The organism is Spirochaeta dissipatitropha, assembly GCF_054657935.1.
Genome location: NZ_BAAHXT010000009.1, coordinates 147,535 through 161,664, shown reverse-complemented (window position 1 = coordinate 161,664; position 14,130 = coordinate 147,535). Strand labels below are relative to the sequence as shown.

Annotated in this window: 11 protein-coding genes; 9 read left to right on the top strand and 2 right to left on the bottom strand. The window is 48.1% G+C overall.

The genetic code is table 11. The annotated features are described in order from the left end of the window. The 7 genes from ACYQ2L_RS12180 to mmsB all read left to right on the top strand — a co-directional run. Window positions 1–2,217, top strand: a 2,217-nt coding sequence (locus tag ACYQ2L_RS12180; RefSeq protein WP_460056027.1) for a M30 family zinc metallopeptidase, incomplete at its 5' end; no start/stop codon positions are given. Between the two features lie 27 nt (window positions 2,218–2,244). After that, window positions 2,245–2,667, top strand: coding sequence for a hypothetical protein (locus ACYQ2L_RS12175; RefSeq protein WP_460056024.1), 423 nt, complete (start codon window positions 2,245–2,247; stop codon window positions 2,665–2,667). 155 nt (window positions 2,668–2,822) lie between these two features. Continuing rightward, complete coding sequence (locus tag ACYQ2L_RS12170; RefSeq protein WP_460056022.1) at window positions 2,823–3,632, top strand: DeoR/GlpR family DNA-binding transcription regulator; 810 nt, start codon at window positions 2,823–2,825, stop codon at window positions 3,630–3,632. Then, window positions 3,629–5,101, top strand: a complete 1,473-nt coding sequence (locus ACYQ2L_RS12165; RefSeq protein ID WP_460056020.1) for a sugar ABC transporter ATP-binding protein — start codon at window positions 3,629–3,631, stop codon at window positions 5,099–5,101. Before ACYQ2L_RS12170 ends, ACYQ2L_RS12165 begins: the two co-directional genes overlap by 4 nt. 129 nt (window positions 5,102–5,230) lie before the next feature. Continuing rightward, window positions 5,231–6,316: a multiple monosaccharide ABC transporter substrate-binding protein gene (gene chvE / locus ACYQ2L_RS12160; RefSeq protein ID WP_460056017.1), complete on the top strand. Its 1,086-nt coding sequence runs from the start codon at window positions 5,231–5,233 to the stop codon at window positions 6,314–6,316. Window positions 6,317–6,393: 77 nt separating this feature from the next. Further along, on the top strand, window positions 6,394–7,947 hold the full coding sequence (gene mmsA, locus ACYQ2L_RS12155; protein WP_460056012.1) for a multiple monosaccharide ABC transporter ATP-binding protein: 1,554 nt from the start codon (window positions 6,394–6,396) through the stop codon (window positions 7,945–7,947). Further along, the gene (gene mmsB, locus ACYQ2L_RS12150; RefSeq protein WP_460056008.1) at window positions 7,944–9,116 is read left to right on the top strand and encodes a multiple monosaccharide ABC transporter permease; all 1,173 of its coding nucleotides are present in this window, start codon (window positions 7,944–7,946) and stop codon (window positions 9,114–9,116) included. The genes mmsA and mmsB overlap by 4 nt, the downstream gene beginning before the upstream one ends. 83 nt (window positions 9,117–9,199) lie before the next feature. Here mmsB and ACYQ2L_RS12145 read toward each other — a convergent pair whose 3' ends face one another. Beyond that, entirely contained in the window at window positions 9,200–10,024 is an 825-nt protein-coding gene (locus ACYQ2L_RS12145) for a glycoside hydrolase family 16 protein (RefSeq protein WP_460056004.1), read from the bottom strand. 151 nt (window positions 10,025–10,175) lie between these two features. Between ACYQ2L_RS12145 and ACYQ2L_RS12140 the strand changes: the two genes are divergently transcribed. Beyond that, window positions 10,176–10,475, top strand: coding sequence for a hypothetical protein (locus ACYQ2L_RS12140; protein WP_460056001.1), 300 nt, complete (start codon window positions 10,176–10,178; stop codon window positions 10,473–10,475). Between the two features lie 14 nt (window positions 10,476–10,489). Here the strand turns inward: ACYQ2L_RS12140 and ACYQ2L_RS12135 are convergent, their stop codons facing one another. Next, the gene (locus tag ACYQ2L_RS12135) at window positions 10,490–12,154 is read right to left on the bottom strand and encodes a PEGA domain-containing protein (RefSeq protein WP_460055997.1); all 1,665 of its coding nucleotides are present in this window, start codon (window positions 12,152–12,154) and stop codon (window positions 10,490–10,492) included. Between the two features lie 120 nt (window positions 12,155–12,274). Between ACYQ2L_RS12135 and ACYQ2L_RS12130 the strand changes: the two genes are divergently transcribed. Continuing rightward, window positions 12,275–14,062: an EAL domain-containing protein gene (locus ACYQ2L_RS12130; protein ID WP_460055994.1), complete on the top strand. Its 1,788-nt coding sequence runs from the start codon at window positions 12,275–12,277 to the stop codon at window positions 14,060–14,062. Window positions 14,063–14,130: the final 68 nt, after the last annotated feature.

The following is a 14,130-nucleotide window of genomic DNA, read 5'->3' as shown; positions in this document are numbered from 1 at the left end:
GATGGCGATGGCGATGGCGATGGCGACGAAGTCCATGTGCTGACGCTCGGGGAATGGTTTGAAGCTGATCCTGAGGGTGCTGAACATGAGTGGTTTCAGTTTGTCGCTGAACCTGGAATCAGATACAGAATCTATACCCAGGATAGTGAATTTGATCATCCCGACAATCCTGGTCCCGCCAGCTATGATAACGAGCTTGGGGCATATCAAACTGATATGGAAACTTCCTACATCTATATATATCCATCCGGGGAAAGCGGTCAGGTCGATATTTATGATGATATTACACATATCGAGTTCGAAGCAGAGGAAGACCTTGTATATGTAAAAGCAACACAGTGGAATGGAGGTGCTGGTAGTGGTACTCACTGGATCAAGGTCGTGCCTGTAGCTGAGACTTTTGCCCTGAATATCAGCATAACGGGAAATGGATATGTCGAGCGCCGGGTTGGAGGCGTCTTTAACAATGGTCCGTATGTTGCCGGTACCGAGGTTGAACTGACGGCTGTTGCCAATGATCCAGACAGCTTTAACAGTTGGTCGGGAGATATTGTCAGTACGGATAATCCTGTTAGTGTTACCATAGCCTCATCCCTCGAAGTGACTGCTGATTTTACGGGAGAAACCATTCATCAGGCTGTGGTGCCAGTATATTTCGGATCGACAGATACTTCCCGGATAGTACATTTGAATCAGTTGGAAGGAAAATCGGTATTCCTGGTCAAGGCAAACTACTCGCAAGCATCAGCCAGTGAGTCAACAGGGGTGTTGAGTAATAAAGTTCGTTCCAGAACTGAACCGACAGATTCCCGGGTTTATAGCAGTGCAGGTCTGGATCCTGTGCTTTCCAGTTATGGCATAAGTTCGCGGGATATTGAGTCTGGTGAACTACGCCATATTTCGGATGATGGTTATTATATTCTCGACCGCCGTGACGTGCAGGATTTCAATGCACAGGCTACTCCTGCCGGACTGACGGCTTCCCGCAGTTCGACTATGCTACCTGGTCTTGAACGCAACCTGAGCTATTCTGCTGGTGATACACGGTATTTCTGGGTGGATGACGGTCCCAACGGTCAGAAGGAGGTGTTCGAGGAGATTCCGGCGACCCTGCGGGCTGTCGGGGATAACAGCTATATCTGGATTCACGATGCAAACTGGGATCCTGATTCTATCCAGGGTGATGATAACATGCTCAACCAGGCACAAGCCGATGAAATGCGCGATGCCTTCGAATTGCTGTACCCGAAGGTGACGAATCTTTTTGGCTATGAGGTCGGAGGCGGTCCGGATGGTGACGGAGGACTGGACGGTGACAAGCGAATCAGCATTCTTTTCTACGATATAAGTAATGATTACCAGTCTGGCCAGACAGGTGGGGTTTTAGGCTACTTCTGGGGTAAGGATGGCTATACCCAGGATCAGCTTGATTCATGGGGATGGAATCTGAAATCCAATGAAATGGAAATTTTCTATATAGACGCGCATTTCACCGGTACCTGGCCGGATGGCATAAAGAGTACCCTGGCCCATGAATATCAGCACATGATTCATTTTGCGCAGAAGTCAATGAATGGCATTGCCACTACGACCTGGTTCAATGAAATGCTGTCGATGCTGGCTGAGGATTATCTTTCGGAGACCCTTGAAACTACTCTGTATGACTCGCATCCCAGCGGGCGTATAAATGCTTTCAATAATGGGGGGTATATTCTATCGGGAGTAGTCGATTGGTTAGCCCCTGAATATGTACTCAACAGCTATGCTAGCGCATACATTTTCGGTGCTTTTCTTGCTCGGAACTACGGCGGCGCTGAATTGCTCTACGAACTCTCGACGAATAGTTATGCTGGGATAAACTCAATTAATGAGGCACTGCAGGAGCTGGGTTACAGTGTGGACTTCAATGGGGTGGTCGAGGAGTATGCAAAGACTCTTGTTTTCCCTACTGGTCATGAGGCAGTCGAGCATGACTTCAGCGGGCTGTCGGATTCCTGGAATGGTCTGAACTATACAATACCTACATTCGATCTGTTCGAGGTAGAAGATGGCCCTGATGTTCTGGATATTGTGAATCATAATTTTCCTGCAATTAGGCCCTACGGATTCCAGGTCTGGTCACAGGACAGCTGGCAGGATCTCGGGATGGATTCGATGGCAATCGAGCTTGCAAAGCCGGACAGCGACAGTGTGCAGCTCTACCTCATGATCAGATAGGACTGTGTCAATTGAAAGGATGTATACATGAAATTTGAACGAATAATTCCGGCTTTCTGCATCCTGTGTATAGCATTCGCAGCGTCCTGTGTAACAGCGGGACCTGCGGAATATACAGAGGAGAAGAAGATCACTGATAATTCCGGAGCACTGGAAGCAGGTGAAACCATGAAGAAAGACAAAGCTGGACAGGAGTCAATGACCATTACCGGTATTCCCACCATGTACGGCAATGAGCCCCGCAGCTATGTCGTTATTGTGGTCAGGAATGGGATGGATGAAACCCGGTATTTTGTTCATCCGGACTACCAGGAGAAACTCAGGGGAATGACCGGAACGCGCTATCACTTCTCCGGTCATATCTATGAAGGCGGGGAGCAGTTTTTTGAGGCTCGCCTGCACGACTATGTCTTTGTTCCGAAAAACTGGGAGTCTGCGGCAGGAAAATAGGCTGCCGCGACACTTTTCTGACAATGCCGTCCTGTAGTCTGTGCGGCATTGTCAGCTGTTTTATCCCATTTGAAAGCAAACGATCACAATAAATCATAGATATCTGTTCGATTAATTGTGGCAGACTACAGGATTGCCATGCTATACTTTCGTAAATGTTTGCGATTGAACGTATCCGGATAATCAAGGAATATATACTCGAGCATGAGAAGGTAGAGGTTCCGGCCTTGAGCTCGCTTTTATCTGTCTCGGAGGTTACCGTACGCAGGGATCTCATGAAGCTCGAGAATGACGGCTTTCTGACCCGAACCCATGGCGGGGCGGTCCTGAATCAAATCAGTAAGGCACCTCTTGTTAACACTCCTTCACAGGGATCTGATGCCGATGAAATATCTGAACTGGCCTTGATTGGCTGCAGAATGATTAGCGACCGAAGCATAGTCATGCTGCTTGACGGAGAGGTTAATAAAAGGATTGCTGAAAAGCTGTCTGCACGCCAGTCAGTTACAGTTCTGACGAATGACCTTCGGATTGCAGGTATTGTGGGTCAGCAGATCCAGAACAAGGCAGTACTGCTTGGAGGTGATGTTGAAGGTAGTTCTGTATATGGCAGCATTACACTCGAGCATCTGCAGCGTTATTACGTCCAGCAGTTGTTTTATCAGGTCGATGGAATAAATACAGCCCTGCAGTTTTCGGTCGATTCCCAGCAGAAAGCCGATCTGATCAGAGCGGCTTCTGAGCATGCCGATTCCTCTACGGTGGTCTGCACGCGTGCAGCGTTTGGCAGCAATGCTTTTTACCGTTTCGGAGATATCAACTCAGCAACATCCCTCATTGCCCACCCGGGTATAGATGATGATTTTAAATCCAGAATCTTTAATTCCAGTGCTGCACTGTACACTGCTATAGATGTCTTTGAGGGGCGTGAAACTGTGTCCCATCGGGGGGAAGAATCGACATGAATCCTTGTCTGGAGCTGGAAAACATTTCGTGGAGGGGGCCTTCAGGATTTTCACTTCATGATATCAATATGAATCTGTTTCCAGGCGAGGTTCACATTCTGGTTGGCGAAAATGGATCGGGTAAATCATCTCTGATGAAGTTGATTGCCGGATATCATCGACCTGATTCCGGCAGCATCAAGGTGAATGGATCACCAGTGGATTTTTCCGGTTTTCATCAGGCGACACAAAGCGGTATTGTGTACCAGCATCAGGATATTCAGCTGTTTGATAATCTGACAGTTGCTGAGAATGTATGTCTGCCAATCCAGCATCGATGGTATTCTGTGTCACGTACCTATTTGTATTGTATAGAATTATTTCAACGGATCGGAGTCGATCTTGATCCCGATTCTCTGGTTGGTGATCTGGGTTATGCCGAGCGGCAGTTGACAGCTATGGCCAGAACCATCGCCGCCGATCCGCAGATAGTGATTTTCGATGAGCCTTCTTCTGCTATGTCAGACACTGAACGGGAGGTGCTTTTCGATGCGGTCAAAACCCTTCGATCACAGGAAATCGGGATTATGTATATTTCACATCGTCTGGATGAGGTACAGACAATCGGTGATCGCGTATCTGTAATGCATCAGGGGCGCCTGGTTACAACGTGCAGTGCACACAAGGTAGCCCGAGAGGAATTCATCGGATTGATGACCGGTGGACAGGTAAAGCATATGTATCCACGGACCTGTCCTGAACCAGGTGGAGAGGTGCTGCGGGTACAGGATTTGTGTAGTAAACCGGCTCTCGAGAATATTTCCTTTTCATTACGGCGTGGGGAGATTCTGGGAATTACCGGTCTAATGGGCTCTGGCAGAACGCGTCTTGCTCACTGTCTGGTTGGCGCACAGCCGGTGGATACCGGGACTGTAACGGTTAACTCAAAGCTGCTCCGTCTTACAGATCCCGGTGAAGCGCTTGCACATGGACTGGTGCTTGTACCGGAGGACAGAATTACGGAAGCTATTTTTCCGCATGCTGATCTTTCATTGAATATGACCATCGCAAGCCTCAAACGCTTTGTTGACCGTTGGGGAATTGATACCAACAGCCTTCGGGAAATGACCTCTGAATATTCCCGCCGAATGGCTATCCGGCCCGGCATGCCGGATGATCTTGTGGGATCCTATTCCGGCGGGAATCAGCAGAAATCCGTATTGGCAAGGGCTTTTATGAGACGTGGGTTGATCTATCTGCTCGATGAACCCACCCGCGGAGTGGATGCTGCTGCCAAAATAGATATATACAATGCAATGAATGATCTGGTCGCCAAAGGCGCTTCCATTATTCTGTTCAGTTCCGAGATTGATGAGATAATCGGCATGGCTGACAGAATACTGGTGCTTTCCGGTGGACAGATTGCTGGAGAGTTTTCAAAAGCTGAGGCCAGCAAAGAAGCCATTCTGAGTCTTGCTACCAACGAATAAGCTATATCTCTATAAAAAAAAGTTGACGGCTGAAAGAAGTAGTGCTACGGTATAATCACAAACGAAAGCAAATGATCATGAATGCGCGCAAAAATGCTTTCGTTTTAATCTTTATCGAAGGGGAGTGGTATGAAAAGAATTATTTCTATTCTTTGCGTTCTGGTTCTGTCTGTCGCCTTAACAGGTGGGGTATTTGCAGCTGGTCAAAGAGATGATGGAACTCCATTAGTTGGCATAGCTATGCCTACACAGTCTTCACAGCGCTGGATTGGTGATGGAAATTACATGAAGGAAGTGCTCGAAGAGCGAGGCTACCGAGTAGATTTACAGTATGCAGAGGACAGCATTGATGCCCAGGTGGCGCAGCTCGAGAATATGATTACCAGAGGTGCATCCGTATTGGTAATTGCCAGTATTGATGGTGAAGCTCTGAGCAACGTGCTTGATCTTGCTGCAGAGAATAATATTCCTGTAATTGCATATGACCGACTGATCCGGAACAGTCCGCATGTCAGTTATTATGCAACATTTGACAATTACCTCGTTGGTGTTCAACAGGGACGTTACATCGTCGAAGCTCTGGAACTTGAATCAGGAGCTGGACCTTTTAACATCGAGATTTTTGCCGGTAGTCCGGATGACAACAATGCGTATTTTTTCTTTGACGGCGCAATGGATCAGCTGAATCCCTTTATTGAAAGCGGGCAACTCGTGGTTCGAAGCGGCCAGACCAATTTCGAACGTGTTGCCACCCTTCGTTGGGATGGCGCAACTGCTCAGCAGCGGATGGATAATATTATTACTGCCCATTATACAGATAATCTGGTGCATGCAGTGCTTTCACCTTATGACGGAATTTCGATTGGAATTCTTTCAGCTCTAAAAGGTGTTGGATATGGTGATAGAGCATCCAGACCGATGCCGGTTGTAACCGGCCAGGATGCAGAACTTCCTTCCGTAAAGTCTATACTAGCCGGAGAGCAGGCTCAGACCGTTTTCAAGGATACCAGGGTTCTGGCACTGCGGGCATCTGATATGGTTGATGCAGTACTTCAGGGGACGGATGCTGAAGTCAATGATACAAGTACCTATGATAATGGTATTAAAGTGGTTCCGTCATTCCTGGAAATTCCTGTTTCGGTGGACATCAATAACTGGGAAGAGGTTCTGGTTGGCTCCGGGTATTATACTCGTGCAGAGATTGTCGGTAACTGATCACATTAAAAATGAGCAGCCTGATGGGCTGCTCATTTATTTTGCGGCATGCATTGGGATGCAAAAGGAATTGAGGCATGGAACACGCACTTCTTGAAATGAGAAAAATCAGCAAAAGCTTTTCCGGTGTTCTCGCAGTATCAAATGTAGACTTATCCGTACAGCAAGGGGAAATACGAGCGTTGGTTGGTGAGAACGGAGCCGGAAAATCTACACTCATGAATGTCCTCAGTGGAGTGTACCCTCATGGCTCGTATGAAGGAGATATATTATTTGACAACGCTTCTTGTGAATTCAAGGATCTGAAAGATAGTGAGCGTCTTGGTATTGTAATCATCCATCAGGAGCTGGCACTGATCCCCTCGCTTTCGATAGCCGAAAACATTTTCATCGGCAATGAACAGAACGCCTGTGGCGTTATAGACTGGCATAAAACCAGTGAAAAGGCTCGAGTTCTTCTGGAAAAGGTAGGCTTGCATGATAACCCGGAGACACTGGTCGGTGACATTGGCGTAGGTAAGCAGCAGCTGGTTGAGATTGCCAAGGCCTTGTCCAAGGATGTAAAACTTCTGATTCTTGATGAACCTACTGCAGCCTTGAATGATGATGATAGTGCCAAGCTGCTGAAACTTCTTGAGGGACTCAGGGCTCATGGAATTACGTGTATCCTGATTTCACATAAGTTAAATGAGGTCTCGGAAATTGCAGATGCAATTACCATTATCCGTGACGGGAAGGTGATTGAGACAATAGACCGACATCATGAGGATTTTCATGAGGATCGGGTCATCAAAAGTATGGTTGGCCGGGAAATGACTGATCGATATCCCGGGCGTGATGTTCGTACAGGCGAAGAACTGCTGAGAGTTGAGGACTGGTCGGTATATCATCCCTTGCATCAGGATCGACACAGTCTGCGTTCAATCAATCTTAATATCCATGAAGGTGAGGTTGTTGGACTCGCTGGTCTCATGGGAGCTGGACGGACAGAGTTCGCCATGAGCCTGTTCGGCAGATCATGGGGACAGAAACACAGTGGTAAGGTATTTCTTCGGGATCGGGAAATCTGGCCCTATACCGTCAGTGAAGCAATAGATAATGGGCTGGCATATGTAACCGAGGACAGAAAATCACTAGGTCTTGTTCTGATTGATTCCATCTGCAGGAATATAACGCTGCCAAATCTACCAAAAGTCAGTAGAAATTCCGTAATCAACGGCAGCGAGGAAATACTTCAAGCTGAGAATTACCGCAGAACACTGGCAATCCGCAGTACAGGTGTGGCGCAGGTAGTTGAGAATCTATCCGGAGGAAATCAGCAGAAGGTTGTGTTGGCAAAATGGCTTATGTCTGAACCGGATGTGCTGATCCTCGATGAGCCGACACGGGGTATAGATGTTGGAGCCAAGTATGAGGTGTATACTATGATCAACGATCTGGCAGCACAGGGAAAAGGTCTGTTGATGATCTCATCTGAAATGCCGGAACTTCTGGGCATGTGTGACAGAATATATGTCATGAATGAAGGAGAGATTGTTGGCGTGCTCACCCGCTCCGAAGCTAGTCAGGAGAACATAATGAAATGTATAATGAGTCATCAAAAGAACAGAAGGAAGGTACAAAGCGCATGAATTCTATAAAATCCTATTTCAAGGGAAATGTCCGTCAGAACGGTATGTTGGTGGCCTTGATTTCCATTATGCTCCTGTTCCAGGTGCTTACAGGCGGAATACTTTTTCGTCCGATGAATATTACCAACCTGATTCTGCAGAACAGCTATGTATTGATTCTGGCTATTGGTATGCTTCTGTGTATACTGACGGGGAATATTGATTTATCCGTCGGATCTGTAGTGGCCTTTATTGGGGCGATTGCTGCCGTCATGATGGTTGATTTCGGTTTGCCGGTCTGGCTGGTCATTGTTCTGTCTCTGGCTGCGGGTCTGGCAGTAGGCGCTTTTCATGGTCTGTTTATTGCTTATTTCAGAATACCGGCATTTATTGTTACTCTTGGTGGAATGCTCATTTTCCGTGGACTTACTATGGTCATTCTGCGAGGACAGACCAAGGGGCCTTTCGGACGTTCATTTCAATCGCTTGCAGCAGGATACCTTCCGGGAAGGGATCTGGAAGTTGCTGGCTTGAATATTGTGGCCCTGGTAGTAGGAGTGCTGGTCTCCATAGTGCTGGTGTATCTGCTGCTTCGTTCCAGAAAAATAAAGAAAAATTACGGATTTGCAGTAATGCCCTTCGGTGCAGAGATCGCAAGGGCTGCCTTTCTGGTTGCTGGTGTGAATCTTTTTACGTATACCCTTGCTCAACATAACGGAATTCCGATGGTTCTGGTGCTCCTGACAGCGTTGATGGTTATTTATACTTTTATTACCAACAAGACAGTATTCGGTCGCCATATCTATGCCCTTGGCGGAAACGAAAAGGCCGCCCGTTTGAGCGGAGTTAAAACCAAACGGATTATGTTTCTGGTATATGCCAATATGGGTATGCTGGCAGCATTAGCTGGTCTGGTAGTTGCAGGGAGGCTGAATGCAGCCACACCGAAAGCCGGAACCATGTTTGAGCTTGATGCAATTGCTGCTGTTTTTATCGGGGGAGCTTCCGCGTCCGGTGGAATCGGTACGGTAGTAGGAGCTGTTATAGGCGGCCTGGTAATGGGTGTATTGAATAATGGAATGTCCATCATGGGAGTCAGCGTGGATTGGCAGCAGGCGATCAAGGGTTTTGTTCTGCTTGCCGCAGTTTGTTTTGATGTATATACCAAGAAGAAATCCCGCCCGGCTTGATTTCCGGTGCCGGATTCTCACAAAAGGTGAGGGAATTGCAGAGCTTACTGCAATTCCCTTGTTTGCCTGTTTAATGGATGTCTTTACTGATTCTTTTCGAATATCCGGACATAATCAATATAGAATTTCTGTGGGAAGGTCGTGGTTTCGTCTGGTGGTTTTGGCCATTCTCCACCGACTGCAAGGTTGATCCGCAGGTAGAAGGGTTGGTCGAAGGGAGCCGGGAAGGGATATTCCTCACCCCGTAGCACGTTCGTGCTGAACCATCTGTTCTGGGTCTGAATCAGTTTATCATCAATGTACCAGCGGAATTCCTCGGGCTCCCATTCAATGGCAAACACGTGATAATTGTCACTGAAATCACCTTCCGGCAATGTATATGATGTGCCGGTGTGCCGCCATGGCTCTCCATAATGCAGATATCCATGCGCAACATTCGGTTCGTGCCCGACCAGTTCAAGAATGTCTATTTCTCCGCTCACCGGCCAGGTGCCGTACTTGTCTGGATCTTCGGGAAGCATCCATATTGCTGGCCAGATACCCTGACCATAGGGAAGTTTCGCGCGAAACTCGAAGCGGCCGTACTGCCATGCGGCTTTGTTCTGGGTGGTGACCATGCCGGATGTATAGGCGTGACCTCGGTAGAATCCGCGTTCCGCAGTAATGACAAGATTTCCGTTACGTACTTCAAGGTTATCCGGGCTGTAGAACTGCAGTTCTCTGTTGCCGAAACCGCCTCCGCCCAGGAATGCGTTCCATTTACTTTCATCCAGCCTGCGTCCAGTGAACTCATCGTTCCAGACCAGGGTATATCCTTCAGGAGTCTCGATATTCCGGGTAGCGCAACCAGCGAGAAAAAGGGTAACTAAACAGCCTGCTATCAGCAGTTTTATTGTTGATACTTTCATATTGCGTATTCTTGCATAGTTGGTTTTAGATTGCAACTATCCCGCGAGCTGCTCATATTATGGGAAGGTGAGCAAGCAGACTGAACAATGTGGGAATCCTGGTATATGAATAAAAACCTCGGTAGCCGGTAGATAGAATTGGAGGGCAAGTATGTTTGGAATAGTAATAGCATTGAAGATTGGTTTTATTCCGATTCTAATAATATCAATTATTATGATATATCTGACTGCCCGCCGGACATACCGTCCTGGAAAACTGGAATCAAGAGTTTATCGGCTGGCAGCCGAGCATAATGGACGTCTCACTGTCTCTCTGGCGGTAATCGGTCTTGATATCAGCGCTGCCGAGGCAGAGTATCTGCTTCAGTCTCTGGTGGATAACCAGCGAGTCCGCATGGAGGTCGAGAACAGCGGTCAGGTGGTCTATGAGTTCCTTGAGCTTTCCAGGTAAGCTTCCAGGTGATATCAGCGACCGTCAAACATAACCTGTAATCCACCGCCGGCACTCATATACCAGCCATCGTCAGGATGTTGCCGCAACAAGCCTGCCGCACTCAGAACCAGGCTTGTTTCCGGGATCTGCCAGTGAATCTCTGCAGCAGATGACAGCGGCCAGCTAATAATATCGCCTTCTGCCCAACCGGCTCCAAATGGAGTGGTTCTGACTGCAGTAGAAATCGCTGCAGTTATGCTGCCGGCATCCGCAAGTAGGGCCGCTCTGCCGTAGGCCCAGAAAGAATTTGCATTAAACCCATTCATTGCAATTTCCGGAGTCAATCCAAGAGTGAAAGCACCGAAGCTGAATGAGACAGGAAGTGCCAGTCCTGCCCCGCTGTCGGCGACGAAGAAGTCTGCTCCATGCTCGTGACGATAACTGGCCCTGAGCTGCAGCGCAGTGGAGAGGGGCTGATTGGCAGCTCCTGTGAGTAGCTGAGACAGCACAATGGAGGCCGATGGCTGAAACTGTGCGTCTTCACCAGTCGGTCTGAAGGAAACCCCACTGAGGGCAGCACTTATCTCCTGACCACTTGATGGCGAGAAGCGGAATGAACCTGAACTCGGAGTAATACTGCCTGCTGATTCACGGTGGCTGAGTACAAGAAATCCAGCCTGTACCGAGAATGCTGGAAGATGGCCTGGCAGCGGTGAGAGAAGGGTTCCTGCTGCAGTGCTGAACATACTTCGGTAGCGCATGCTTACTGAGCTGTCAATGTGGATCGGCTGCTCGAAACGACTGCCGTCCTCCGCTTCGAAGCTCATAAAATAACTGCCGTCCGGAAGCCGTCTCCCGGACCTGTCCAGACCTGTCCATGAAAAACTGCTTTGCCGCTGGTTGAAATTTATGCTTTGAGGCCCATGGACTCGCCGGCCGGAGCTGTCGAGTATTTCATAAACAGCCGATCCAGGAGCACTGACTTCGACTCTGGCGGTCATCCGGCTGTAGATCCCGGAATCCATCGGAGAGAAGGATCTTCTCGGAACCTCAATAGAAATAACGCGAAAGGGGACCGGCGTCATTTCCAGTTCCAGCCTGGTTGTCTGTTTTTCCAGAATTTCCACCGCGAAGGACTCGGTTTCATATCCGAAGGCCCGTGCCTCAATCGTGTATCTTCCAATGGGCAGCTCCACTTCCTGGTTCAGCGAAAAAACATGACCGGTGGTTCTCAGTCTGGCGTTGTGAACATTGCCGGTAACTATAAGGGTTCCGGTGATCTGTTCCAGGTGCAGCTTGATTTCATGTACATCACCTGGTGAATAGCGTAGTGATATAGTGCTTGAGTAATACCCTGATTTCTCTGCCCGGATCTGGTAGGTTCCCCTTCGCGGCTCTATGTGCAGCGGGGATAGTCCAAGTGGAAAACCATTCAGAAAAATCTGCGATCCGCTGGGACTGGTGTGAATATGTATGCCGGGAGAAAGGGTTTCGGCTTCTCCGTTTTCCTTATCTTCATTCTCATTATCTGTACTCGAGGCCTGGTTCTGATCATCTGAAGATTCAGCTGATGCGCTGCTCCTGGATGCGGATCTGCTGCTGGAGTTCAATTCTGCCTCGAACAGACTTCCGGAGCCAGTAGCGCATGATCCGAAGAGGATTAGAATTAAGACTCCCAGAATTGTTCCTGATTTCAAATCAGCCTCCAATACACAGGTATTCACTATCATTATAAAGGTGCCACAGATATTGCGCAAATACTTGTTTGTTTCTGCAGAAATCAACCCGTATTGTCGATAAAATAGCAGGTTGTGTTTATGAATAGAACAAGTATGCAGTCAGGAAGGTACAGTGCTCACCGGAATTACCGCGAACAGCACCATGTGAATCTGGCTTTTATATATATCGGGGTCTCCATGTTGATCCCGATTTCTTTTGCTGTAGCAGACCGGGTCAAGGGTCGGTCGGATCTGTATTGGTCCTATATCTTCTCATTTGTTCTTATGGTTGCCCTCGCTGTATTTGTGTACAGGACACGGGAGGAAGGCAAGTGGAAAAAAGTGATCCTTCTGGGTTTCCTTTTCGGCTACCCCTTTGCACTGGTTCTTGATTATACAAGAAATATAGAAGTACTTACAGCTGTGGTTTATATAATTACTGCCTTTCAGCTCATGGGACCTCGCAGAGGACTGTTCTGGGCTGGAGCGTTGATAGTGGAATCGCTCATCCTGTGGATCCTTGCGCTTTCTGCCCTGCTGCCCTACTGGCCTGAAAAATACAGCACCTCCATGCTTGCTGTTCTGGCTGCCAGCCTGGCGGTAGTATATGTAGTTTCCTGGAGCGGGAGCATGGTTTACAGCAGGGCATACAGAGCCCTGCTTGTCCAGACACTTCATGATCCTGAGACCGGTCATCCGATAAGTGAGCATCTCTGCAAGGAACTGGATGAATCGGGGAGAGATATAATTCTATTTGTGCTTGCCAGGATTACGAACTACCATACCATGAATCAGATATATGGCAGTGACTGGATGCAGGATCTGCAGCGGCTGAGCAGGGTGACGCTTACCGGTTTGGGGGCTTTCGGCTTGTTCCGAATCCATGCCGATACCTTTGCTATACCATTCTCTGATACACAACCGTCCCAGAGCCAGATTCTGGATGCACTTGAGCAGCATGAATTCTCGCTGGAAAACGGTCAGTATTTTCGGCCGGTTGTGAGACTTGGGGCAGCAATACACAGGAGCTCAACGTGCAGCAGGACATCAATTGCTGCCGCGATGGAAGCACTGCAACGTGCAGAGACCATGTACTCCACATGGGAGTTCAATTCTGACTCGGTTCCTGTAAATCGGCATGCACTCATTAACCGGGATATTCATGGGCTTATCTGCAGAAATCTCGATGAAATGAGGATCATACTCAGGTATCAGCCAGTGTATTATGCCGAACATATTGATGCAGCTCCTGCATGGTATGAGGGACTTGCCCGGATATTTGATGAAAATGGGGCGAGTGGATCGATATATCCATTCCTGCCGCTGATAGAATCAGCGGGATTGCTGGGAGATTTTACTTCACGGGTAATCATGCTTGCAGGTGAATTTGTTCTGGATACAGGGAATACAGTATCAGTAAATGTTCAACTACGTGATCTGCAGGACCCCAGGATTCTTGATCAGCTATTCGATTTATCAGCAAGGATTCCGAATGGATCTATGATAATCGAGCTGCTGGAGAGGGATCCCTTCTGGAAATCTCCACAGATCATACATACCTTGAGAAAGCTTCGTGCAAGAGGCTACAGAATTGCACTGGATGATTTTGGGGCAGGCTACTCCAATCTTGGTGCTCTCTGGCAGCTTGAACTGGACATTGTCAAAATTGACGGAGAGCTGGCCAAGCGGGCTCTGACCAATTCAGCTGCCAAAAAGCTGGTTGAATCACTGCTGGTATTCTGCAGTTCAATCCAGGCTGAGACAGTAATTGAGCATATCGAAACAGAAGAAGCCGTACAACATTATGCAGGTTCAGGGGCACAGTACCTCCAGGGCTTTCATCTCGGGAAGCCCATAGAGTTCCCTGTTCAGCTGAATATAAACTGATACCCGGTTTTCTTCTTTACCATTCCGCTGTCCCGGGCATACAATAACAGAGTACTGTTAATGGAGAG